15 protein-coding genes and 1 pseudogene are annotated in these 24607 nt (G+C 55.7%); 4 read left to right on the forward strand and 12 right to left on the reverse strand.

Going from position 1 to position 24607, the window contains the following annotated elements; all coding sequences use genetic code 11:
* Positions 1-256 precede the first annotated feature (256 nt).
* The gene (locus DKB71_RS17615) at positions 257-952 is read left to right on the forward strand and encodes a pirin family protein (RefSeq protein WP_274075795.1); all 696 of its coding nucleotides are present in this window, start codon (positions 257-259) and stop codon (positions 950-952) included.
* A gap of 115 nt (positions 953-1067) precedes the next feature.
* Here the strand turns inward: DKB71_RS17615 and pgm are convergent, their stop codons facing one another.
* From pgm to DKB71_RS17635, 4 genes are all read right to left on the reverse strand, one after another.
* Complete coding sequence (pgm, locus tag DKB71_RS17620) at positions 1068-2714, reverse strand: phosphoglucomutase (alpha-D-glucose-1,6-bisphosphate-dependent) (RefSeq protein ID WP_408596220.1); 1647 nt, start codon at positions 2712-2714, stop codon at positions 1068-1070.
* A gap of 100 nt (positions 2715-2814) precedes the next feature.
* Positions 2815-4215 carry a PLP-dependent aminotransferase family protein gene (locus DKB71_RS17625; protein WP_408596222.1) on the reverse strand — a complete coding sequence of 467 codons (1401 nt, stop codon included), beginning with the start codon at positions 4213-4215 and terminating at the stop codon, positions 2815-2817.
* 67 nt (positions 4216-4282) lie between these two features.
* On the reverse strand, positions 4283-5761 hold the full coding sequence (locus DKB71_RS17630) for a hypothetical protein (RefSeq protein WP_408596224.1): 1479 nt from the start codon (positions 5759-5761) through the stop codon (positions 4283-4285).
* A gap of 570 nt (positions 5762-6331) precedes the next feature.
* On the reverse strand, positions 6332-7354 hold the full coding sequence (locus DKB71_RS17635; protein WP_274075799.1) for a zinc-dependent alcohol dehydrogenase family protein: 1023 nt from the start codon (positions 7352-7354) through the stop codon (positions 6332-6334).
* Between the two features lie 269 nt (positions 7355-7623).
* Between DKB71_RS17635 and DKB71_RS17640 the strand changes: the two genes are divergently transcribed.
* The gene (locus tag DKB71_RS17640; protein ID WP_408596226.1) at positions 7624-8538 is read left to right on the forward strand and encodes a LysR family transcriptional regulator; all 915 of its coding nucleotides are present in this window, start codon (positions 7624-7626) and stop codon (positions 8536-8538) included.
* A gap of 375 nt (positions 8539-8913) precedes the next feature.
* On the opposite strand, the gene DKB71_RS17645 is transcribed toward DKB71_RS17640, so the two are convergent.
* The 5 genes and pseudogenes from DKB71_RS17645 to DKB71_RS17665 form a co-directional block, all read right to left on the reverse strand.
* A complete protein-coding gene (locus DKB71_RS17645) occupies positions 8914-9591 on the reverse strand; it encodes a hypothetical protein (protein WP_408596228.1) in 678 nt (225 codons plus the stop codon).
* Positions 9588-10880, reverse strand: coding sequence for an AAA family ATPase (locus tag DKB71_RS17650; RefSeq protein ID WP_408596230.1), 1293 nt, complete (start codon positions 10878-10880; stop codon positions 9588-9590). The genes DKB71_RS17645 and DKB71_RS17650 overlap by 4 nt, the downstream gene beginning before the upstream one ends.
* 783 nt (positions 10881-11663) lie before the next feature.
* Positions 11664-15947: a DUF3883 domain-containing protein gene (locus DKB71_RS17655; RefSeq protein ID WP_408596232.1), complete on the reverse strand. Its 4284-nt coding sequence runs from the start codon at positions 15945-15947 to the stop codon at positions 11664-11666.
* 566 nt (positions 15948-16513) lie between these two features.
* Positions 16514-17003 (reverse strand): annotated as a pseudogene (locus DKB71_RS17660) (transposase); the annotation flags it as partial.
* Between the two features lie 125 nt (positions 17004-17128).
* Positions 17129-20017: an AAA family ATPase gene (locus tag DKB71_RS17665; protein WP_408596234.1), complete on the reverse strand. Its 2889-nt coding sequence runs from the start codon at positions 20015-20017 to the stop codon at positions 17129-17131.
* A 331-nt stretch (positions 20018-20348) separates the two neighbouring features.
* On the opposite strand from DKB71_RS17665, the gene DKB71_RS17670 reads away from it, so the two are divergent.
* On the forward strand, positions 20349-20483 hold the full coding sequence (locus tag DKB71_RS17670) for a JAB domain-containing protein (RefSeq protein ID WP_408601121.1): 135 nt from the start codon (positions 20349-20351) through the stop codon (positions 20481-20483).
* A gap of 93 nt (positions 20484-20576) precedes the next feature.
* On the opposite strand, the gene DKB71_RS17675 is transcribed toward DKB71_RS17670, so the two are convergent.
* Both DKB71_RS17675 and DKB71_RS17680 read right to left on the reverse strand, forming a co-directional pair.
* Positions 20577-21737 (reverse strand): hypothetical protein, encoded by a 1161-nt coding sequence (locus DKB71_RS17675; protein ID WP_408596236.1) that lies wholly within the window; start codon positions 21735-21737, stop codon positions 20577-20579.
* Between the two features lie 439 nt (positions 21738-22176).
* A protein-coding gene (locus DKB71_RS17680; protein ID WP_408596099.1) for an IS3 family transposase occupies positions 22177-23396 on the reverse strand; the annotation gives its coding sequence in 2 pieces (ribosomal slippage) (positions 22177-23051 and positions 23051-23396; 1221 coding nt in all).
* 42 nt (positions 23397-23438) lie between these two features.
* On the opposite strand from DKB71_RS17680, the gene DKB71_RS17685 reads away from it, so the two are divergent.
* Positions 23439-24254, forward strand: a complete 816-nt coding sequence (locus DKB71_RS17685; protein WP_408596238.1) for a hypothetical protein — start codon at positions 23439-23441, stop codon at positions 24252-24254.
* Here the strand turns inward: DKB71_RS17685 and DKB71_RS17690 are convergent.
* A complete protein-coding gene (locus DKB71_RS17690; RefSeq protein ID WP_408596240.1) occupies positions 24245-24481 on the reverse strand; it encodes an abortive infection family protein in 237 nt (78 codons plus the stop codon). The genes DKB71_RS17685 and DKB71_RS17690 overlap by 10 nt on opposite strands.
* Positions 24482-24607: the final 126 nt, after the last annotated feature.

The raw sequence follows: 24607 nt of genomic DNA on the forward strand, positions 1-24607 counted from the left end.
GGCTGTTGAGGGCTATGGTGTCTTTATTTGCCGCTCAGTTCTAGTGAAATGCTTAGGACTCATCGGCTTATGCGCGATATTGAAGGTTGTATAAGATCCATTCGAGGTAGCTTCCTATCAAACCATTCGATGATTATGAGGCACTTTTTACGCTTTTTATCGATTGTTGCCTGATGGATGATGCCCGTCATCAACCACCGGTCTCGATTCGTGGCCAGGCCCTTGCGCCCCATGACGAACCTTTCAGGAGACGATCATGCTTGAACTCAGACCTTTCAACTCGCTCGGCGGCGCTCACCATGGCTGGTTGGATGCCCATCACCACTTTTCGTTCGCCGAATACCATGACCCCAAGCGCATGAACTGGGGCAACCTGCGGGTATGGAACGATGACGTGATCGCCCCGGGCACCGGTTTCCCGCAGCACCCGCACCGGGACATGGAAATCATCACCTATGTCCGTGAAGGGGCGATTACCCACCAGGACAACCTGGGCAACAAGGGTCGCACTGAAGCCGGTGACGTTCAGGTCATGAGTGCTGGCACCGGGATCGCCCATAGCGAATACAACCTGGAAGCGACACCGACGCGAATTTTCCAGATCTGGATCATCCCGAACGAATCCGGCCTGGCACCCTCCTGGGGCGCCAAGCCGTTTCCGAAGGGCCAGCGCGAAGGGTTTGTGACCTTGGCCAGCGGAAAGGCCGGGGACGATCAAAGCCTGCGAATCCGCGCCAATGCGCGGTTGGTGGCGGCGAACCTGAAGGCGGGTGAAACGGCGGAATATCACTTGGACAACGGCCGTCGCGCTTACCTTGTTCCGGCCACGGGGGTCATTGAAGTCAATGGCTTGCGAGCACAAGCTCGAGACGGTGTTGCGATTGCTCAAGAGCAGCTGTTGCGGGTGACGGCGATTGAGGACAGTGAGATTGTGTTGGTGGATCTGGCTTGATTCGGTAAATCCTAAGCACCGTTGGTGCCTGGACTACCGTCTTCGCTGGCAAGCCAGCTCCTACAAGGTTGCATCAATCCTGTAGGAGCTGGCTTGCCAGCGAAGGGGCCATCATTTATTTCGAAGAAATAGCACCATCCACCAGGGTCTGGGCCTCAGCCACCAACTGCTTGAGGTGGTCGTCGCTCACGAAGCTTTCCGCATAGATCTTGTAGATGTCTTCGGTGCCCGACGGACGCGCCGCGAACCAGCCGTTTTCGGTCATGACCTTCAGGCCGCCAATGGCCTGGTCGTTACCCGGTGCTTTGCTGAGGATGCTCTGGATCTTTTCCCCCGCCAGCTCGGTCGAGGTGACCTGATCCGGCGACAGCTTGCTCAGCAGTGCCTTTTGTTCCGGGTTGGCCTTGGCGTCTACCCGCACCGAGAACGGCTCGCCCAGTTCATCGGTCAGGGCACGATAAGCCTGGCTTGGGTCGCGACCGGTACGGGCGGTCATTTCAGCCGCCAGCAAGGCCGGGATCAGCCCGTCCTTGTCGGTGCACCAGACGCTACCGTCCTTGCGCAGGAACGAAGCCCCCGCGCTTTCTTCGCCACCAAAGCCCAGGGAGCCGTCGAACAGGCCATCGGCAAACCACTTGAAGCCCACCGGCACTTCGTACAGGCGGCGTCCCAGGCGCTTGGCCACGCGGTCGATCAAGCCGCTGCTGACCACGGTCTTGCCCACTGCGGCATCTGCTCGCCAGTGCGGGCGGTTCTGGAACAGGTAATCGATAGACACGGCCAGGTAGTTGTTCGGCGCCAGCAGACCGCCAGAGGGGGTCACGATGCCATGACGGTCGTGATCCGGGTCACAGGCGAAGGCCACGTCGAAGCGTTCCTTGAGGCCGATCAGCCCCTGCATCGCGTGGCTGGACGATGGGTCCATACGGATCTGGCCATCCCAGTCGACAGTCATGAAGCGGAAGGTAGGGTCGACCTGCTTGTTCACCACGTCCAGGTCCAGACGGTAGTGCTCGGCGATCGCCGACCAGTAGCGCACGCCTGCGCCTCCCAGCGGATCGACGCCCAGGCGCAGCTTGGCATCACGGATGGCGTCGAAATCGATCACATTGATCAGGTCGGCGACATAGGTGTTGAGGTAGTCGTGACGATGGGTGGTACTGGCCTTCAGCGCCTGCTCGTAGCTGATGCGCTTGACCCCGGCGAGTTTGTTCGCCAACAGCTCATTGGCCTTGGCTTCGATCCACTTGGTGATGTGGGTATCGGCAGGGCCGCCATTGGTCGGGTTGTATTTGTAGCCCCCGCTTTGCGGCGGGTTGTGGGACGGGGTGATGACGATGCCATCCGCCAGGCCCGAGGTACGCCCGCGGTTGTAGCACAGGATCGCATGGGAAACGGCTGGGGTCGGCGTGTATTCGTCACCTTCGGCGATCATCACCGTCACGCCATTGGCAGCCAGTACTTCCAGGGCGCTGGCGCCGGCCGGCGTGGACAAGGCGTGGGTGTCGATGCCGACGAACAAGGGGCCATCGATGCCCTGGGCCTCGCGATACAGGCAGATGGCCTGGCTGATCGCCAGGACGTGCCATTCGTTGAAACTCAAATCGAACGAGCTGCCCCGGTGCCCGGAGGTGCCGAAGGCCACTCGCTGGGTCGAGATGGCGGCATCGGGCTGGCCGGTGTAATAGGCCGTGACCAGTCGCGGGATGTCTACCAACAATTCTGCCGGTGCCGGCTTGCCCGCAAAAGGACTGAGTGTCATGCGCAACCTCTGAGATAGAGTTCAGGAATTGGAACGGAGTTTACTGGCAGTTTGACCTTAGCGCGATGGAATCGATCCATCGGCATGATTTTACCTGGGCTCAATCAATGGCTTCCAGGCGCAAGGCGTCCCCCAGCAAGCCCAGCGCGGTGGCCAGGTCCTGATCGCTGCCAACGCCATGGCTCAAACGCAAGTGTTGCCCATGCAAGCCTTGCAGACTGAACAGCTCGCCGGGCGCAACCACCACCTGTTGCCTGAGCAAACGCTGGAACACCCGGCTCATATCGACCCGGCGCAGCGAACGCAACCAGATCGTCGCGCCGCCCTGGGGCTCGACGTACTGCAAGGCGTCGCCCAGTCGTTCCTGGAGCAGCCGGGTCATCTGGTCCTTGCCGTCCTTGAGGCGCCGACGCAATACCTGCAGGTGTTGATCGATGCGCCCGTTGCTGTACAGGCGAGCGATGGCTTTCTGGCGAATCGGCGACAGGCGAAAGGCTCGTAATAGAAATTGCCGCTGCAGCTCGCCGCCCATATGGCGAGACAGCAGATAACCGTAAGGCGCTTCCGGGCCGATGATCTTTTCGAATGCGGAGAACACCATCAGGCGCTCCGGGGCCAACAGTTCGCGAAATCGCAGTAGATCGGGCTCAAACCCGAGTTCGCCATAACTATCGTTTTCCAGCACCCAAGTGTCATGTCGTCCCAGCAATTGCGCGATCGCTTGCCGGTTATCATCGGGTGCCTTGCTGCCCCGGGGCATGTTCAGCCCGGACGACACCATCACCAATCGCACCGGCTGCTCTTCCAGCAAGTCCCTGAGGCGCTTGCAGTCCAGGCCACCGTCGCCCAGCAGCGGCCATTCGATCACCTTCACGCCGGCTGCCTGGAACAGGCGCAGGATCGCCCAGTCACACGGCGACTCGACCACCACCGTGGCGTCCTTGAGAGCCAATACGACGATCAGTATTTCCAGCACACCGCGTAGATCGGCGCCGATGTAGACATCATCGGCATGCCAGCAGCGCACCGGCGAGGTGGTATAGCGCGCCGCCAACGCGGTACGCAGCTCCAGTTCGCCGCAGGGCTGCGCAGACGGCTGCGGCTGGCGCGGGTATTGGCGCAGCAGCTCCCTTTCCAGCAGCAACAGCGGGCTGTCGAGCGGTTGCAGCAAGGCCGGTTCATCCGCGCTGAGGACCAGCATGGCGGGAAGACGGGCGTTGACATAGACGCTCTCGAGCAAGTCACTGCCATCGTACAGCGTGCTGCTGGGCGCGACCGGTAGCGCGTAATAACCGGACTTGGCCACCGAATAGACCCGCCCCTCCTTTTCCAGAAGCGAATAAGCGTACTGGATGGTCGAGATCGACACGCCCAGGCGCTCGGACAGCTCACGCAAGGATGGCAGGCGTACGCGACTGTCGCTCACGGGTTCGCTGATCAGGCAGGTCAGGTAACGGTAGACCGCCTGGTAGGCGAAATCGGTTTCACGCTGTCCTTTCATGACAGGGGGCCCCATCCGTGGCGGTGGTCGCCACGCACATTCGAAAGGGCCGTCAACATGCGCATGATCAACGTCCTGCCGACCATTGAGCGGTCATCGACGCCTCGTCGCTTGCCTGCACTGGCACCGAGGCCTCGCTCGCGGGTGGGTTCATCGACTTGCCCTGCTCTGCCACCGGCCCCATGCGATACAACCTGCCGATCAGGCTCACAGGCAAGCCGCTGACATCGACCATCCACTGCAGGATCTGCTCCGCGACTGGATGCCCCTGCATGGCCCGGTGCAACTCGGGCAAGGCCACGAGCATGCCCGGGTGACATAGACGCAGGAAGCGCTCGAGGGCCGCGCCCTGCTCGACAAAAGGGGCAAACAGCAGGCACACCCATTGCGCCTCGTTCAGGCCAAAGTTCTGCTGCGCCTCCTCGGCGATGCGTGCGCGCTGGCCGGCCAGGATCGCCGGGTTGCCGTACGCCTCCTCTGCCCGTTCGTACAAGTATTCCTCCAGTTGGTTACGACGCATCATCACCAGGGCGCGCTGCAGGTAGTGGGCAACACCTGCCTCATAGGTGCCGCCCTGGACGAAGCCGGCTTGCAATCCGCGCAGGTGCGCCGAGACAGCCACGCTGACGAACTGGTTTTCGCCAAGATGAACCGCCAGTTCATCGGCCTGGAAGCCGAGAAACTCGGTCAGCAACGGCCAACGATCTTCAAGATGGCTGACCAGTACGTCGTGAATATCGATGTAGGTAGTACGACGACAGGCTTCAAACTGTTCAGCCGGACGCCAGGTCTCCTGGCCGTAGTCGGCATAAAACGCCTGGTAACAGTCACTGCCCAATTCATCGAGCAGCATGAACAACCCGCCGTAATCCGCCTCGTGACGGTTCGACGTCTCGAGACCTGCCTTGGCGGCCGCGCGCTTGAGCCCTTCGATAAAGCGCTTCTGCTGGCGCGGCGAGTCGCCACTGACCAAGGCATCGACGCCATGGTTCCAGCGGGCGATCTGTCCATGGAACTCGCCCGTGGCCAGATACCCGTCGTCCAACAGGTCAAGAGGTCCGTCCACGGCACGACGATGGCCGATCATCAGCAGGTTCGTCCGGTTGGCTTCACGCCCGGCGCTGGACACCGGTGCCTGGTGATCGAACGGCAGCACCTCACGGTTATCCACCATCAGCACTTCGACTCGGGGATCGTCGTAGAGGAACAAAGCGCTGTAGCTGCGATGGATGTTATCCAGCGCCAATTGGCTCATGCCATTGAGCCGCAGGGTCGCGACCCGCAACTGGAATGTCGCGGGCGCCCGACTGGCGATCGTCAGCTGCGCGGCACGCAGCAGTGCCAAGGTGTAGCAACTGTCACGCGAGCCACACTGGATGGCCAATACCTTGAAGCCACCGATCCGATCCATTCCTCCGGCGGCGACAGCCAGGCGCTGTATCAATAACTGCAATGCCGTGCGCTCGGCACGGGAAAAAAAACTCAGCAGTCGTTGCAGCACTTGTTGATAGACATAGTTCATCGCCTGATCATGGATATGGGTCATTTTCTATTTACCTGATATTCGTAAGTTCGACACAGCGCAAACAACTGCACGCACAGCGCAAAGGGATGCCTGAATGGGGATTAATTACTGGACTTTATTACCAAATGCTAACGCTAAAGTTTTTGGTCAACATTTGAAATAATTGATCGCCAGAAGCGAGACAGCCACGCAAGGGCTTGCGCGCAGGCTCTTGGCCGCAGCTTGTGACGATTGCCTTCGGCATCCTAGGAAATGTCTGACAGCGTCCCACAGACATTTAATACAAATAATGAGGAAAGAAGCTTCTCGAAATAATGTGGCGACCGCACAACGAATCACTAGTTGTCGAACATGGGTCAACGACGCGCATTGAAAAGTTTCGGCTAGATACCTGGCCATGACTCATTCCTTGAGATGAAAGTAATCATGCAATTATCAGTACTTGGATGTTGATTAGAAGCTACAGATCGAGAGCAAAAACCGGTTCAGTTGCTGAACCGACCCACCTTCAGGCTGGTGGGACGTCTCATGTCGGGGGGAAAGGCGCTCAAACGCAAGAGTCCGTGCAGGCACGGACTCTTTGAGGGGGGATCAGGCAGGTTCGACTTGCAGGGCAACCCTTTCCCGGCATGGGCATTCGTCCATATAGCGGTGCGCCTCGACAAACTCGGCAAACGGGAAGACCCGGGTCTTGAGCGGCAGCAATACGCGATCGGCAGTCATCTGGTTGATGTCGCGCAAGGCACGTTGCAGTGCGACCTGGTCCTGGATGATGCCCAATTCCGGCTTGCCGGTGAAGTTACCGATGCAGTGCACGAAGAACTGAATGTTCTTCTGGAACGCCGCACACGCCGGGAATGGCGTCTGGTTGCCGCCTTGCAGGCCGTACAGCACCAGGCTGCCGCGAGGCGCCAGTACGTCGCCGAGCAGGGACATCTGAGGGCCACCCAAACCATCGAACACCACGTCCACGCCGCGGTTGTCGGTGATCTTGTTGATCCGCATCAGCAGGTCTTCTTCCTCGGTGACGATGACTTTCTCGGCACCCAGCGACAGCAGGTATTCACGCTCGTCCGCGGTCTTGGTCGCGGCGATCACTCGAACACCCAGGGCCTTGCCCAATTGTACGAACGAAGGGCCGGCGCAGTGACTGGCGTCGGTGACCAGGGCAAATTGCCCGGGTTTGACCCGCGCAAGATCAACGTAGCCAAAATAGGCAATCAACAGCGGCGTGTAATGCACGCTGGCTTCGATCGGGCTGAGCACGTCAGGGTAACGCGACAGCGACGAGCGCGGCAGCACGATCAGCTCGCCGTAGACCGGATAATCGTTCGGGCTCTGGGCCGGGAAACTGGCGACCTTGTCACCGACCGCAAGGTCATCGACACCCTCACCGACAGCGGTGACGATACCGGCCATTTCCTGGCCAATACCGGCTGGCAAGCGAGCGTGTGACGACGCCAGGTTCTGCCGCCAGAGCGTGTCGTACCAGCTGATGCCAATGGCTTCGACGCGCACCTGCACTTCGCCCGGTGCAGGCAGGGCCGCCGCATGCTCTTCGCATTTGAGCACCTCGGCTGAACCAAACTTGTGAAAACGGATCGTGCGGGACATCGCAAACCTCGCCAATTGAACCTCTAATGCCTTGAACTCTAGCTGGGCTTTCAACCCAACACTATCAGTGGCTATTAATAGTCGACATGCCTGTCATTGATTCCGCAGCTGCGGCAACATCGTCAAATGTCGCAAGAAACCGAAGCAGCCTTTTTGGGAAAACTGAATTACCCGGTGCAGAGTACCAGCCTTTGCCCGTAATATTCCTGCTGGTCATTGTTCCCATATGGCCGCTCACGTCAAGTTTGCTGACTCTGCCAGGACTCAAGATGAATCGTAATGACCTGCGTCGTGTCGACCTGAACCTGTTGATCGTATTCGAAACCCTGATGCACGAACGCAGCGTGACCCGCGCCGCGGAGAAGCTGTTCCTCGGCCAGCCGGCCATCAGTGCGGCGCTCTCGCGCCTGCGCGGGCTGTTCGACGACCCGTTGTTCGTGCGCACCGGTCGCAGCATGGAACCGTCCGCGCGGGCGGTCGAGATCTTCGCCCTGCTCTCTCCGGCGCTGGATTCGATTTCCACCGCCGTCAGCCGTGCCGCCGAGTTCGACCCGGCCACCAGCACCGCGGTGTTTCGCATCGGCCTGTCGGACGACGTCGAATTCGCCTTGCTGCCCATGCTGCTCAAGCGCCTGCGCGCCGAATCGCCGGGCATCGTGCTGGTGGTGCGACGGGTCAACTACATCCTGATGCCCGGCTTGCTGGCCTCCGGCGAAATTTCCATCGGCGTCAGCTACACCACCGACCTGCCCGCCAATGCCAAGCGCAAGGTATTGCGCCGCAGCATGCCAAAACTGTTGCGCGCCGACACCGTGCCTGGCCCATTGAGCCTGGATGACTTCTGCGCGCGCCCCCATGCGCTGGTGTCGTTCGCCGGTGACCTCAGTGGCTTTATTGACGAAGAGCTGGAAAAGCTCGGGCGCAAACGCCACGTGGTGCTGGCGGTGCCGCAGTTCAACGGCTTGAGTACCCTGTTGAGTGGTACCGATATCGTCGCCACCGTGCCGGACTATACGGCCGATGCGCTGACGGCGGCTGGCGGGGTGCGGGCGGAAGATCCACCGTTGCCGGTACGCAGCTTTGAATTGCACATGGCGTGGCGTGGGTCCCAGGATAATGATCCGGGGGAGCGTTGGTTGCGGTCGCGGATTCAGATGTTTTTTGGCGACCCTGAGAGTCTGTAAGGGTCGTTGGGCATAATGCGCACATCACTTTTTTCTGCTTTCCATAGGCCATGGTATTCCGTCCATTTCCAGTGGATTGCCACGCTCTGGGGCGTAACTGAGGGCATGCTTTGGCTAGTTTGAAAAGGATGCCCCCAGTCTAAGGCCACAACAAGACCTACCCCTCGACGTAGTTAAGCGCCGCCAGAATCCGCACTTCAGCGTACCCGGAAAGCAGTCAACGCTCTGGTCGCTTTGGCGCAGCAACACCAATCGCGCGAAGGCATTCTGGGGCAGCTAACCGGTAATTTGCCTGTCGACCTCAAGCCCCCCTAGAAAGCAGCATGTCTGAACTGCCAAAGGGAATAAGGATGCAAGAAGCGTCAGTCGACGTGGTTAAGCCCCCAACTCCTCGTGTCTCTCCATGGGGTCAACCGCACCCTGCCCTTCAATTTCCCTTGCCAAAAACGGCGCGCGCCGCCGCAAATAGTCCAATTTGATGTCGCCATCGAAAAATGCTGTTGCGTACTCTTCACGGACCTTCAGGCAATCATGGTCGTTCAGGTTCAGGCGTGTGATGGTAGCGAGCACCCGCGCCTCAATCGCGGGATCAAGACCCTCGCCGGGAATAACCTGGTAGCTGACCAGTTCGAGACGAAACCACCCATCCTCGACCTCGAAAGGGTCTAGGACATCCTGGTAGTTGTTCTTGCGGGCATTCATTAGCGTGCAGGCCAAGCGATAGTTCTGCCATTCGTATACGTCCTGCCACGCATGAGACTTAGCTAGCATATGGTCCACTGAACCACCGCCCGTGACTCGCTCGATATAGATACAGATATAGGCGCAGAGACGGCCGTACGCCTCCATCAAGTCCGGTAGAGCATGGGTCCACACAGGTGGAAACTTGTCAGCCGGAATATCTTCGCGTGTTTGCGCCACTACCTTCCTGGGCCGCCCTCTACGCGCGGGCAAGCCCTCCTCACCTACCAGTTCGGCAATGGCTCGATGACCAGGCTTTCTGACTATTTCATCAAAGCTCTCAGGCTCATTCGCCGGCTCGACTCGAATCATGCGTTGCCCAACCTCTGCTCGCGGAAGTTGCTCCAGCGAACCCAGAAAGAATCGACATCACTCAAGCTACCCCGAAGTGCCGAGTCAATATCGCTAAGTGTGCTCTTCTGCTCAGCTGTCAAAGGCGCCTTCTGCAGGCTGACTTGCCGCAAGAATGCTCGGGCACGGCCCAGCGCTTCTTCGGCAACCACGGAGCTGGGCTCCTTCAGATTGAAAACCTCAGAAGAGAGCCAAGCGTTCACATCCCCTTTACGCGAATAGGGATAGAGCGATGCCTGTACTTCGGCACCGACCAAGTCGAAATCCCAGATGCAGTCACGCGCACTATCAAAATCAGGCTCGACCGAAGCCAGCACCAACGGTGAATGAGTCGCTGCCAATAGCTGCACAGGCACCTCACGACTACCAGTGAGTGCATTCATGACGTTGAGCAACGCTGGGACGATACGGCGCTGCCATTGCGGATGCAGGTGGCACTCGATTTCATCAATTAGAAAGATAATCTCTCTTGCCGGTTGGACCCGGTAACGCTCATAAGCTAACTGATGCTCTCGCCAAGTCCATACCAGCAGGTAGGCCAATGCTGCAATACGACGCATCCCTGCCGAAGCCTGGGTCAACGGCACATCCTGTCCGTAAGGCATGCGTAGCGAGGGAATGTATCGGACACTATCGCCCACTCGCATCGGCTCCCCTGGCTTCATTTTTTCTACACCAGAAGGTGACAGAGCATCCAGCACTTTGACCAGATCATCGAAAGCAGGCTTGCTACCTTCTTGCCACAGAACCCAATCACTGATCAGCCCGTTGCACAGTTGGGTTTTGCCGTCGCTGGAAAGCAAACCATTCCAGACCGCATCAGGTGAAAAGTCAAAGCTACGTGGACGGTTCGGTGCTGCGGTCTCTCCCCTGTCCCCCTTCCAGTAGTTACGGGCCGGGTCCCAGACAGAAAAGCTGCCGTCGACTCCTGCATAGATCACTACTCCTGGAATTGCCGGACGGCTCTGCTTAACCGACCATTGCTGAGACTCATGGTCGAAATTACTTTTGTAGACAAATTCGCCGGTGCTACCTTCGTAGCAGTAAGCAATACTCGACTGACTGGCGTCCTTACGCGGAGTGGCTATGCCGTCTCTGGGCCAAGTGCGCGTTAGTGACCACCAGGCGATGTCTAAAACAAAGCTTTTACCCAAGCCATTGTCGCCGGTCAGGAAATTCAGACGCGGTTTGAAGTCGATGGCGAGCCTCTCTGCAGGACCAACACCTTCGAACGTCAGGTTTTTAAGCATGGGCGGTGTCTCCAATCATTCAGGCATTAAGGCGCCGACTCATAGGCGCAATGTGATGCTCCCAAAACCGTGGGCGCTGTCCGCCAACAAGGCACTTGTACCTATTATCAAGCAATCATTTTGAGGAAACGTAGGCGTGTCTCCAATGCGTTGACCGCCCAAGCTGGGCATGTCCTTGCGCTGGTTTTGTTTGAGTCCGCCAGCCACGCTCGCACACTACGTACACTACACGGACGCTTAGTTTCTTGGGCAATGAGCTCAGCCGCTTGGGCTTGAGTAACGCCCGATTGTTCAATAAGCCACAGGAGCTTGTCTTTAGAGTACATGGAAAGCCTCGTAGGCACATGTGCCTATTGTAATGCATCGAGGCAAACTCGTCGAAAGCACCCAAGCTCACACCCGGAAGAGCATGCAACAGCATGTGAGCTGCCTACGCAACAGTGAATGGGGGAAGTCCTAACTTCCGTTACGTCTGCGATAGGTATCTAGCCAAGAAGCCGGAGGCAATGTGGTGCCCACCTTTCTGTTATGCACTGGTTACGACCCGGCGACCCTGAGAGTCTCTAGGCGTCGTCGGGCAGGCTGTTCATCTGATCATTTCTGCCTTTTCGTAGACCATGGAGATCCATTCAATTCCAGAGGATTGCCACACTCGGGGGCATATCTGAGGGCATGCTTTGGATGGTTTGAGAAGGATGCCCCCAGCCTAACGCTCAACAATCCCCTTCTTGAAAAATCACTCGCTGCTCGCCGTCGAACGCTTTGCAATTGACCTAGAGAGATTCAATCCAACTTTTCGATATTGGCGCGCAACATGCCGAGCTCAAGCGTGATCTGTCGCGCCCCAAGCATGCGCGATGGGTTGGTGAAGCACTTTGCCACGGGTTCCTTATCGGCGACGCGATAAACGCGCCACAACTCGTAGCGGTCCCGTTCACGTAATGCCTTTTCAAACTCTCTGCGGGGCCATTCAAACCTGCCATCCACACCTGTAGTTGACTTCACTTCAATCCATCGCAGCTGCCCGTTGATGTCAATGGAGCGGATGTCATGGTCGGCGCCCGGCTCGTTTTGCGATGTCCATACGACGTACAGCTCAGGATTCGCGTAGCCCATATCTCGCACTTTCTGAAGCTCCATGCGATAGACCAGTTCCTCGCCACGTTGCCCCACGCGACTAGCGCGCTCGTTCTCCGCAGCCGTGGGTGGTAGCCAGACATTCGTGGTTCCACCGCCACCGCCGCCCCCTCCTACGCGTGGTTCTATTTCTACTCCTCGGGTCGGCGCAACCGTTAGTAAGACATCTTCGAGATTTGGTAAAGCGAAAGTAGGTGCCGCAGGTGGAAGCGTTGACGGCTCGTTAATAATGCGCGGCGTAACTGTATGAACGGGCTGGACCGCGTCGCTGCTAGTGGAGCCAGAGGTGTTGAGATTGTCGAAGACCTGACGCAATGCAAGCTCCTCAAAATCCTCATCACTTTCGTCATCGTCTTCGAGCTCGTTGGCCTCCTCATCATCCGCGATCGATCGGAAGCTATTGGAAAGCCCCATCTGCTCTAGATATTCTCTTAACTCCTCAAGCGTTCCACAAAGAAGAAGCGGAAGAAATGCGTTGGCGATGCTGCGCATCGTTGCCACGCTGGTAGCGCCAGCGACTTCTGCAAGCGCTTCAGCAAGCAATAGTTGAAATCTGCTTTTGGTCTTCGGTGGAATGACACAGACCTGTCCAGCACTGACCGCCACCTGAGCAGGAACGACAACGCTCGTCCCAGCCACGCTGTAGCGACGTTCCATACTCGAAAAAAAAGCAATGTCACGAATACTGAGGAGGTCCCTTTTGATCATGGAAAGTGACGCTGGTTGGAAACCTGAATGACCATGCCGATTTCGATAGGCAACTTCAAACAGTGCGCGCGCAAAAAGCGGTCTATGCAGAATGGCGATGACGCGCTCGGCCTGTTTAGGCTTGAACCAAAGTGGTGGTCGACACGAAGAACCGAGTACCGCCTCACTTGTACCAGCGATTGCTGACAGTGGACGAATGCCGAGAACTGCAAAAAATGAACGAGCGTGTTCGGTTCTGTCAACGACTCCGGTGGCACTGTCGGCATTTCGAAGTGCTTGTTCGAGTGCTGGAAAATCTGGTTCGAGGAGTTTTCCAGAACGCAACTCACTAAGAGTGAAGAGTCGCGCTCGATCGTCGATCAAGCAGCGAACATCCTCAAGCCCCGAGGGTAAGCCAAAGCTCCTACGCAGGCGGTAGGCATCTAGTAGGATGGCCCGTCTATCCGATGTTAAGGGTGTGTCAGTTGCCCATGCGGCTCCCACATTTCGGAAGAAGCGCGACCAGTGCGTATCATTAGGTTGACCTGCAGCGCCAAGCGCAAGATATGCATCTCCGACTGCGTCGGAATATTTGTAGAGAGGGTACACCTCGCCTAGCGGGGTTGCTGTCCTGGAACCAACTAGGATTTCGGAGGGCGGGTAGAAGCCGTCGTGAACCCAACAAATCCGCATACTAAGAAATTCGGCTCTGTTGCGCCGCTCGCGCTTAATGGCCTCCACAAGTGCCGGATATATCAAATCAGGCCGATTAGGAGCGCGTCCCTCTTGCATACGGCGATTGAGAATATCGACCAAAATCTCCGAACCAGGTGCGACTGAGAGTTTCAGCTTACGATACAGCAGATCATGACTCCCTCCGACAATTCGGTGGTCGTCATCGATGCATAACCGATTGGCCCTCGTGTCGAGGTGAAGCATGCAAGGAGCCATAGGCTGCCCTGATCGCGACATCAGACAGGGAATCACCTGCAGTTCATCTACGACCGCAGGAACGAGCAATTTGAAATTTTCGGTAAGCAGCTTTTCAAATCGTTCTGCTATCTCAGGACGCTCGGCAACCAATCGAGCGTAACGGACGAGATCCGAGCCATTTAGCGAATTACGGATCCGCAAGCGCGCGATCAATCCTGACGCCTTTAGCATCTCCTTCGACGGGGCATCTATCGCCGCATTGAGCTGCGTTGCCAGAGGCTTTTTGAGGTGCGCCATGGTAGACGGCGCTACCCACTGGCCACGCTGATTCTTGACAACAGGATTGTTGCGTAATGCTGATAGAGCGAGACGGCTGATCGGTTTCTCGCTGGTGAGTAACTTCCGGTAGAGCGTTTCTCGCTCCCGGTCATCGCCCACTGCGGAGGCGGCGCGGCCAGCGGCATCAATCAGCCATTGCTCTTCGTCGAATGTACGGCAGTGAGTTGAAATTGATTTGTATTGAATGAGTTCTGGATGGAGCCGGTTGGCTTCAGGTTCCGGGCAATCAATCCAAAGATCTGGGCTTACGATCATCAGTCGAACAGCGGGTAAGAGCTCACCAACAGCACTCAAAGTCGAAGCGGTATTACCCAAGTCGGCTTTATTGAGCTTACTCAATCGTCGCGGGTATGCCGACAACGCCAAAGCTTGGCGTTTCTGCATGTCTATGGCGGTCATGGCACCAAGGTAATTCGCGAAGGGGTAATTCGCGTCGTTGCCAATTTTGGTCTCAAGTCCCTTTAAATCATCACCTGCACATCGCAGCCTTACTAACGAAGAAATTGTGAATCGCTTGGCACCGCATTCTACCGCTAAACTGGACAACGCCTCGTCGCCCGAAAGCTTAGGGACCAGATAGCGATTAGCACTGAGAAAACCGTGCAGCTCGGGATCCGTAGGAAGCACGATCTCTGCTGCACGGGCGAAGTGAGGATTGGATGCATCCCCTGTAGGCCAGCAAGCGTCCGTTGCAAGCCGCTGAGCTATTTCATTAGAAAAGCGCGTCGAGCTGGGGTTGCCGTTGCTAACGAGTGCCTTGAATGCGTCCGCACCATATCTGTCGAACCAATCAGTTTTGAGAAGATCAATCGTCAGCTCGACGGCTTGATCGATAAGCCAGTCATTCCAGACGTGGTCGTTTATCCCGCTTCGATCCGTGTTGAGTTCGAATGGAGCACTAATGCTGACGGCACAGCCAGTGACGGACGAGGGTGCTTTCAATGGATAATAGAAGTGACCGAACTGCCGGAGATCGATTCGCCGGCGAATGATCGGGACCGACACCGCGATACACAACTTTCCGCCAGGCTGTCTGTAATATGCCGGAAAAGGTCGTCCTGAAAACCTTTCAGGAATTTCGACCGTCCGCAAAAACTCCTCCTCCTGGATCTGTATTCGCTTGCCATCCTGATCGACGAGCGCTCCTGTCCTCTTCGTCATAGTGACGCGCGCAGCAGAGGAGCGCTCGCGTTTGGCGTCCTGTTTCCAATAAAGCACACGACCTGTGCGGACCGATCGAATAATGACCTCACGCAGTCCGCTTTTTTTTCCAGTAAGTGCTAGTTTGACTAGCGTGTCCGGCATGCCTGCAGCCATCATATCGAGGGCATGTGCCTCTCTTTCGACGCTAAACGCCTCAAGCAGCTCTGTCGACTTAAGCCTATAAGGCACGTGAACGCGAACACCCTTCTGCCAGGACGACGCCGGGTCTCGTTCGCGACCTGTTTCCTGTGTTTGAAGATCAAGCAATGCGACCTGCCCGCCTGATCGTACGTGTATTTGATCGCCAAAACGAAACAACGAGCGTAATCCGAAATTCTTGGAACCTATACCATTTGCTTTCGGCGCCACGACCTCTTCTTGCCCGCTGCCCAGCACATTGCCCGTACCGACAATCACAGAGAGCCGCTCCCACCCATTGCGCTCTATATTTCGTCCGGTACCGACTACCTCAAGCGAATGGCCTCCGAAGTTGAGCGTCAGTGAAGCTCCGCCGCCGTCATATTCGTTTTGGACAAGCTCGCGCAGTACGTCACTTGCATCATGTCCTGCAACAAACTGCTCAATGAAACTTGAGCCAATCCTGGTTCGCCGGCTCCCGCTGAAGTCAGGTGGTACGTATTCGGCTTCTTCTGCTGAGGGTTGAAGGATGCGTGCCTTTCCTTGGTTACGTGCAGGTCGGTTAGACGTCTTGGTATCAGTCGTGATTTCCGACGCATCTGACTCATCGACTGCCAATAAATCCTTCAAACGTAGCACCTCGCGTTAGGTTGATCGCAGTATTGGAGTTCACAACTCTTCGCTGGCGTGTATTGGTTTATCGAACCTACAGTTAGGTTGCCCTACATTATTGGCACGAGTATTTCAGAGGGTGGTGCTTAAGCGTTAGCTCATAAAGCCGAACGGGGACATGTACACGCAAGCTGCCCTCTATGGCGCACGCGTATTGGCTATGGATCGTCAATCGTCGTACCTGACTATGCTCGAATAGAACAATGACACTTTGCCACCATGGTAGCGCCGGCTTGCCTTCTTTACAGCCCTAGACGAATCTTTTTTATGGGTGAGGTAAAATTCATAGGCCCCCCTGAGCAAGCTCGACTCGTTCCAGACTCACAGACTTTGCTTTATGGTATCGACTCACCGCCCATATCCTCTTCCGAACGACCACCGATTTGCCAGATAAAGGTTGTCATCCAGTATACGAAGGCTCACTGAATACCAGCCACTGCCATAGTAGAGTCCGTCAGGAGTCGTCGTTCGCGATCGCTCGTGCCCCCCGTGTCACTGGGGGCAGAACTGTATGCGTCCGGGCATCACGCCTTGCGTGATTGAACCGGTTGCCACTTATGCGACAGCAACTGATCGATCTCACTCGCCCGCTGTGTCGGCAGAGCCGTGAGCACGTCCTTCAAATAAGCATACGGATCATGCCCATTCAGTCGCGCAGACTGGATCACTCATGATCGCTGCCGCCCGTTTTCCGTTGCGTAGTGATCCGGCGAAGAGCCAGCTCTTACGCCCAAGAGCCCACGGGCGGATCTGGTTCTCGGCCCAATTATTATCAATGGGTACGGCCCCGTTATCGAGGTAGCGCGACAGCGCTGCCCAGCGTTTCAGGCTGTAATACAACGCTCTGCTGATGGCCGAAACTTCGGCTACGAGATCGCGCCGGGCGATCCTCCAGGTATGCAGCCTATCTATCACCGGGACGGCTTTTTCCTGCCGCATTTTGCGTCGCAAGTCCGGCTCCAGGTCGCGGGCTTCGCGTTCGATTTCGTACAGCAACTGGACATAACGCAGCGCCTAGGCGGCATGCCGTTACTTTGGCCGCCACCGATTTTTTCGGTGGCGAGCCGCCGCCCTGTTTCAGCCCTGGTACCGGCATCATTTGCTCAGGGCCAACATAAACCCTGAACAGCTGCATTGGGCTATTGCTCCTCAAGGAAAGGATTTTCAGTCTGCAGCTGCTGGTCTTCTGGGACTTGATTCCGTTGAGTCACGCTTGCAAGGCAACGGTCGATAAATTCAAGCTCTTGAACAAGGTCGGCTGCACGCTTTTCGAGCGCGCTCAATCTCGTCTGTTGCTCCTGCTGGACAGGATCCGGCGCCCGAGCAAGCGACGCCATTTTTCTCTTGCCCCACTCGATTTTTCCATTGATATCCGCAAGGAGTTTTTCCCCGGAATCTTTTTTCCTCGCGGTAAACAACTGACACTCTAGCAAGCGGATTGCATCATAAATCCTGACGACCTCCTTGCTGGTTTTGGAGTGCACGAAATTTAGACTTCCTTCATCGAAAGCATGATGCTCCTGGTTCTGCCCACCCCAGTTCACGAGATCATTCTTGATAACGTTAAAATGCGTAAGATCGTAATCAATATAGGGTTCAACGAGTGAAAACGTCGTTTCAAGACTGACCTGAAGATACATACTCTTTTTAAGCTGAGACTTATTAAAGTGAGCAGTGACACTTACGCCCTTTTCAATGCAGTACTCCAGCACCATTGATTCAAACCAGATGCGACAATATATCAAGGCCTGTCTGATGTCGTAGACAGCTAACGCACGGTATACCTTCTCTTGAAAGCCTCCTGCGTGATCAATAACTACGATGCCCTTATTCGTATAGCTCAGCACGTTGCTGGTATGTTGATCGCATTGGGTATGACGCTCCGCAATGATGCAAAACCTTTCCCAGAAAAGTCGATCGTGGGTGGTAACCACCATTTGAATCCGACGGAGATAGGGGTCAGAGAAAAACAGATCGATGATATTCGAGCGGTGATCGCTATCGATGGCGTTGACCACGTCGTCGAAGACTATCAAGGGAAACTTATTCTTTTGAGCCATCGCGAGCAATAACGACAACCCGAGTGCTCTTAGATGCCCTTCGCTCAATATTGAGAACGCATCTAACGAGGATCCGTCTGCATTTGATATCTTAATCCTGTAGCTGTCAGCTACCTTGTCAAAACTCAACGAATCAATTTGCTCATGTTCGTCGTCGTGATTATTGATGGCTCGATAGTACTCTGCCGCTTTAGCTTCGATCCCGGAGATACGGGACTTTTCCAATGCCAACTTGAAAGTCAGCAAATCGCGATAAAGGTTGCCGTACTCAATCTCAAGATTTTTTAGCAGCAGGTTAAAGTGACGGTTGTCAGTTGCATCATTCATCAGCTCAGCTTTTTGCGCTGAGAGATCGGCCATCTTATTGCTAACGATCTTAAATTCGCTTTCGGCGGTTCTCTTCTCGTCGAATAGCCGCCGTAGCAACTCACCAAGCTGACTCAGTTCCTTAGCCTGACGTTCGAGACCTGCTGCCTGAGCCTCAGCCTGAGCCACTTCATTGCGCTTGCGTTGGCAGGCTTGGAGATACGCCTCAAGCTCGCTGGTGTGTTCAGAGCGGAGCTTCAGGAACAGGCGGAGAACGCTCGACGCTACCTCAGCACGATCCGTCGCTGCATAGAAGTCAGAAAGTGCCGCTTGAAGATCATCTGTAGGCAAAACGCATGGAACGCCAGCTTGTTCATTGGCTCTCACGATGGTCAACCCTGTGGCAACCCTAGACGCCAAGAGCGCGATTCGCTCGTTATTCCGTCGTTTCGAATGCTTTAATTGCTCTAAAGCACTTAACGCCTGAAGCTCATGCCGTGCCCGCTCGAAAGGGTTCACAGAAACTCTATCCAACGGGGTCAAACAAGCCGGGCAAGTGTCGCCTGTTTCCGAGTTTTCGATTGCTTCAAGGGCTTGGTAAATCGCCCGATAGTTTACGTCCGAGGCTCGTCGAAGAAACTCTGCTTCGATTGTTGCCTTGCGCCTAAACAGACGATTGGCGAGGGCGCAGGCACGACTCACTTGCTTCGGGGGAATGACGCTCGGGCCTTGCGCTACTCGTAGGCGCTCGGCTTTACGAATCCTCAGCTCGATTAATTTAGGAAGCCTCTGACATCTGAGACGCACTGCGTAATCTTGGTCGGCTCGCAGCCCCAGAAGCTCACAAACTTTTGAGGTTGAGGCTCCCACCGCAGCAGCATGAATTCGTCGGGTCTTCCCAAGAGCAACCCGATCACGCTCCACGGCCGCCAGCGCATCAGCTTGGTCAGGGCGCATGAAGGGCTTGAGGACGAAACTCTCAGGCCTGACAAATCGGGAAATGACTTCCTGGAACTCTTCCAGCCCAAACAAGGTAGCCAAGACATCGCCCTCGGCGCTTCCCGTATCCTTCGAGCCCAGCAGCGAAAACTCTTGAAGACGGTTGCGGTCGATAAAGCAACTCGACCAACTGAGGCTCTGCGTCACCGGCGCCTTGTTTGTGTCGATCAGGCTTAGCTGAGGTCTGGCTGCTCCACGCGCAACGTATTGTTTGACCTTGGTCTTGCGGCGGCCGGCCTCCTTGATGCTCCCGGTAGTGCCGATTTCCAATGCCTCACACAGTGATGATTTACCGCCCCCATTAGGGGCGTAGAAGATGTTCTTGAGAGGGCTAAAGTGAAGGAGAGTGCCTTTATCATCGGAGCCGAACTCTCCGAACCCTCGAAAATTCTTTACTCGCAGATGAGCCAGCGGATTCAGACCTGATGGTGCCACCCAATCCAATTCAGGTCTGTTGTCGAGAACTCTTTTGAAGCGTGCAGCAGCCAGTTGGTAGTTACGGCCCAGCAGCTCATCAGCCATCGTGGTGATGTGCGACTTGATGTGGTCGGAGTAGCGCCCTTTACTCTGATTGGCCTTGTACATACACCAGAGGAGTATGAGGTAAGCATCAGACCTTCCTTCAAGGTTCTGCCTTGCGAAACTCAAAAGGTACTGGCTCATTACACTTCCTTATTAGTGTGGTACGGATACCTTAGTCGAGGTGCAGATCTAGCGTTAGCACTCTACCGCCTAACTCCCGGTATCAATTCGGTTCATAGCTCGACCGGGTTGATAGCAGAGCTCAAACAGCTAACATCACATGATCGTGCCATTCCTATGGATCGAGTGGCGCGAGCATGTTCAGATACTACAAAACACGAAAGGTCGCTTTAGGAGTTAAAGACCTGCAGCGCATCTGCATCCGGGACTACCTAACCCCACAGCGCGCCCAACCGCGTGAGACCCGACAACATCCAACTGTCGATTGCCAACCCGTCGCTTCTGTTCGGTTGTGGTCTTGGTGCACAACCATCCTTCTGGTAATACCGAGCCCAGCGTGGACGAGAGGTACCTGGCTGATTCTTACAATTCTCTTGGTTCAGGTGGGAGCTCGAGCACTGGACCACATAATTGTGGGCAGTGGTGAAGCGTGTTCGTTTGCTGAACGAGGCCCAATCTACCCCCCCGCGAACAGTGACTGCCCCAGCAGCACTGGTCTGGCATCAAACAAGAAGCTGAGCTAAACCTGCTCATAGGATGCTTCAAACCGGGCCTTATCAATTCTACTAACTATTTCACTAACCAGCGTATCAACGCGCTGGGGATCGACGTAGTAAGGGTTATTCCAGTCTGTATGAGAAAAATTAAACAAAAGTGTAGTATCCCCTTCGACTTCTCGTTCCTCACCATCCACGTTGACGGTTATCCATTCCCAATCGCGACTTTCTTCATCCTGAAACATTTTCAGCAGCTCGTCACTGGCTCGACAGATCTCACGCAAATAAAGCAATACAGACATCCTTGGCAGATACCTGGCCAAGTCATTCATCAGAGCACAACCTTGCTCCATGATAATAGGGTCTCGACTATTAACTTCTATAACCGCGGTCGAATAAGTTTTTACGACATTCCGTACCTGACGCCACTCGTCAATAAGTTGCCCGAGGTTATCGAAAACCTCTCGATGCACCTTTTCATCCACAACGATGTTAGCAAGCGCATCTAGGTCGACGTTACGAAGCATGCCTACAACGGCATCCTTAGATTCACGCCGATCTAAAGCATTAATTGATCTGCTCTTTATCGCTTCAATGGTTTCTACAAGAAATCTAACATCGAGCGCAGGCAAGTAGGGGTATTGATGAATAACTGGGTGAGCCAGACCCCACTTCCACATCAAAAAGTTACTCTCAAGCAGATACCCCTTTAGCTCTCCCCAGCCTACTATATGGAATTTTGGAAGACGTTGTGCTGGCCGATAGGGAGTCAGGGGCACTCCATCAGCGCCAGCTTGATTTTTTCTATTGGTATTTTTCACCCAATCCTGAAGAGATTTCCGTACTCGCTCATGGCTGATCAGGAAAAAATAGTGAGAAACACCATCATCATATAAAATCAGCTTCTCAACTTCAGACTGCAGATTGCTCGGGGATATAACTTTTTGATTTTTACACTGAGCGACCGCTAAGGTCGCGGGATCCAGAATATCAATTCCAGCTTGAGCATCACCACTCACGCCCCGAGCGTCAATATGGGAAAAGCCTTCCCCAACAAGAGGAATACCTCGTTTCTTCAAAACATACTCAAAAACATCAAGACACAAGTCTTCAAACCCATCCCCACTCTTGGGTGGAATGAAATGCTCTAGTGCGCTAGACATGGTCCTAAATAGGGGGCTCATGCATCCTTCCTTACCATCCGAATGTCCACGCCATGCTTCCGGCTGCAAACGGTACTTAAAATCACGGTCACGCTCAATCTGAACGCCTCACAAATGCCGAAAATAAACTCTCAGGCGCCTGTAGGGCCCCGTTTAAGGACAAACTCGGAATCGGTTTCCCCGGAATGTTTGAGGTCCGACGCTGTCTGCGTGATCGCATCGCGAGCATCCACGCTTGCAGGATTCAGCCATAATCAACCTCCATCTGCCTTGCCCACGTGATCGCTAAGATGGCCCATGAAGCCGTGTGCTGGTCGTTTTCCAGCGCGCCCAAGAGCGGCTCAAAGAAATGCTGAAAATGCGGAATCAAGACGCGAATCGCATCATTCGCTCTCTCGAGGAAAATGGCTGGTAGGTATCTGGTGGACTTGCCCCTACAAAACCGGACACCAACTCCCCGTTAAATTGATGCAGCTGCCAAGCGCCTGAACTCCCTCGGTGAGCGATAGTTCAAAGCGCTGTGCGGATGCTGCTCGTTGTAATGCTCAAAGGCAATTGCCAGGTTACGTAGCGCCGTTTCTCGATCTGGCTTGGGCATGTGCGCCACATAATCCCGCTTGATCGTCTTCACGAAGCTCTCGGCCATGCCGTTGCTCTGCGGGCTGCGCACCGGTGTGGTCAATGGCTGCAAGCCGATCTGTCGAGCAAACAGGCGTGTCTGTTCAGCGGTGTACGCCGAGCCGTTGTCGCTTAGCCATTGAACTGGCGTGGCGGGCAGTCGATCACCAAAACGCTTCTCCACGCTTTCCAACATCAGGTCGCGAATATCATCGCCGCTGTACCCGGTCGGGCTCGCAACCCAGCCGATGGCTTCGCGATCACAGCAATCGAGGGCGAAGGTCACGCTCAGTTTGGCGCCGTCCTCACAACGGAACTCAAAGCCGTCCGAGCACCAACGCGTATCGCTGGTTTCCACCGCAATACGGCCTTCGTGCCGACGCGGCACGCCGGGCTGTTTGATCCGGCGTTCAAGCAGCAGATTGTGATCACGCATGACCCGGTAAACCCGTTTCACGTTGATCGCGGGCAGCGACCGCTTTTCACGTGCGCGACGCAGCAGTCCCCAGACGCGACGGTATCCATAGCTGGGCAGTTCGCTGACCTCTTGCTGGATTTCAGCGACCAGCTCTACATCGTTCACAGGCCTGCTTCGCCGTGTCTTGGGCGATACCGATTGCTTGATTCGAACCGTTAATTGCGAGCGCGCCACACCGAGACATTCGCTGACCAGCTTCACTGGTCGTCCCCCGGCAACAAGGGTGAGTGCGCAATCCATTTTCGCGACCGGGCGATCTCCACGGCCTCTTTGAGGATTTCTGCTTCCATCGTCTTCTTGCCCAGCATCCGTTGCAGTTCACGGATCTGCTTGAGTGCATCGCTCAGCTCAGAGGCCGGCACCACGGCTTCACCAGCACTGACCGCCGACAGGCTGCCGTCCTGATAGAGCTTGCGCCACAGGAACAACTGGTTGGCATTGATGCCGTTGCGCCGAGCGACGACCGACACACTTTGTCCTGGCTCAAGGCTCTCGCGAACCATCGCCAGCTTCTGCTCCGGGCTCCAGCGGCGCCGCCGCTCCTGGCCCAAAAGCTCCCCACTCTTATCGTTGCTGTTAGTCATAAACATAACCGTTTGCCTATCCCTTATCGTAAGGGGGAAACGGTGTCCTGTCTTTCATGGGGCTCGTTCAAAACATCAGTGACCCTCAAGGCTGAAAAAGAAATCACAGTGCAGGAACGCCTAGCTGATGAAGAACTTCTGATGCTCACTGAGGCATTGCGCAGGCATGCTTCCACTCCACGCCCTGCGGCGCAAGATCTCATTCTTCCCCCTGAACTCCAGGGGCTGCGCGCCGATCTGTTCCGTCAACTCGAGGAAGCCCCCTACCTGCAGATCATCAACTTCCCGCGTTACCGAGTCGCCTTAGCTCGGACGAAGGAATTCGACTGGACGAATCGCTTAAGCCCATCCAAAAAATGTGCGGTGTACTGCGCTCGCGAAAAAATAGCTAGGGGGTTTGGTTTCTCAGGTACTGACCATTGGGGGAAGACCAAAGCCGCGATCCGCGCCTTGCTGCTACCTCGGGCCAACCAGCTGCTACAACATGCAAGCATCCAGAAGATTCTGCTTGATGCCAAAGCCCGCGGTCAGCGTGTGGTGGTCATGAGTGGCTTCGTTTTTTGGTACGAGGAAAATGGTAAACCAGGCTGGGTAGTCAAAACCATCGGCGGCGACTCAGCGAGCGGCAGCGGCCAAACTATTTGGCACGAGGGCACGATCATCTCGAAGAACCATGGCCGTATCGTCGTGCTCCCCTACATCAAGGAAAATGGTGAAAAGGTGCAGGGTCATACGAAGAACTCAAGCCATGACGGTAAAGCCATTCCTCGGCATCCGGACGAGTATATCGAGCTGCCATTTGAAATCCTCAGTGGGGATCTGATGATAGGGCTTCTTGGTGAGCTGCCTTACGAATGAGGTCGCCGGGCCAACTGCGCTCGTAGATCGCCCACAGTCGCACTACAGGCCTTTTTTAAGTGCGCTTTTCTCGTCCCAAGTTCGATAACGAATGCACTGATGGTATGCGCTGCATGGATAGCAAGCCGTGCATGGTGGGGCTTAAGCTTGTAAGGCCGCTTTCCTGCGCGGTGGGCAGACCGCTTACAGCATAGCGGCGCACGATGCCAGAATGCAGTGGCTAGCATCCGACGTCACCAGCGCCTGACGTGTGCCAGGTATCACAGTTCTGCGTAAAGAGATATTATCGTGCCATCATTCAAGGACGCTCGGGTGCCCAGTTAACCTTCCCGTGAGGAAGAAGGGCCCCCAAC

Origin of the sequence: Pseudomonas sp. PLMAX, assembly GCF_046042685.1 — a bacterium.
Taxonomy (GTDB): Bacteria; Pseudomonadota; Gammaproteobacteria; order Pseudomonadales; family Pseudomonadaceae; genus Aquipseudomonas; species Aquipseudomonas putida_AE.

Coding starts and splice junctions, on each gene's coding strand:
- DKB71_RS17630 (WP_408596224.1), bottom strand. CDS start 5,761: ATGACCCATATCCATGATCAGGCGATGAACTATGTCTATCAACAAGTG.
- pgm (WP_408596220.1), bottom strand. CDS start 2,714: ATGACACTCAGTCCTTTTGCGGGCAAGCCGGCACCGGCAGAATTGTTG.
- DKB71_RS17645 (WP_408596228.1), bottom strand. CDS start 9,591: ATGATTCGAGTCGAGCCGGCGAATGAGCCTGAGAGCTTTGATGAAATA.
- DKB71_RS17690 (WP_408596240.1), bottom strand. CDS start 24,481: ATGCTAGCCACTGCATTCTGGCATCGTGCGCCGCTATGCTGTAAGCGG.
- DKB71_RS17665 (WP_408596234.1), bottom strand. CDS start 20,017: ATGAGCCAGTACCTTTTGAGTTTCGCAAGGCAGAACCTTGAAGGAAGG.
- DKB71_RS17635 (WP_274075799.1), bottom strand. CDS start 7,354: ATGTCCCGCACGATCCGTTTTCACAAGTTTGGTTCAGCCGAGGTGCTC.
- DKB71_RS17650 (WP_408596230.1), bottom strand. CDS start 10,880: ATGCTTAAAAACCTGACGTTCGAAGGTGTTGGTCCTGCAGAGAGGCTC.
- DKB71_RS17675 (WP_408596236.1), bottom strand. CDS start 21,737: ATGAGCCCCCTATTTAGGACCATGTCTAGCGCACTAGAGCATTTCATT.
- DKB71_RS17615 (WP_274075795.1), top strand. CDS start 257: ATGCTTGAACTCAGACCTTTCAACTCGCTCGGCGGCGCTCACCATGGC.
- DKB71_RS17625 (WP_408596222.1), bottom strand. CDS start 4,215: ATGAAAGGACAGCGTGAAACCGATTTCGCCTACCAGGCGGTCTACCGT.
- DKB71_RS17640 (WP_408596226.1), top strand. CDS start 7,624: ATGAATCGTAATGACCTGCGTCGTGTCGACCTGAACCTGTTGATCGTA.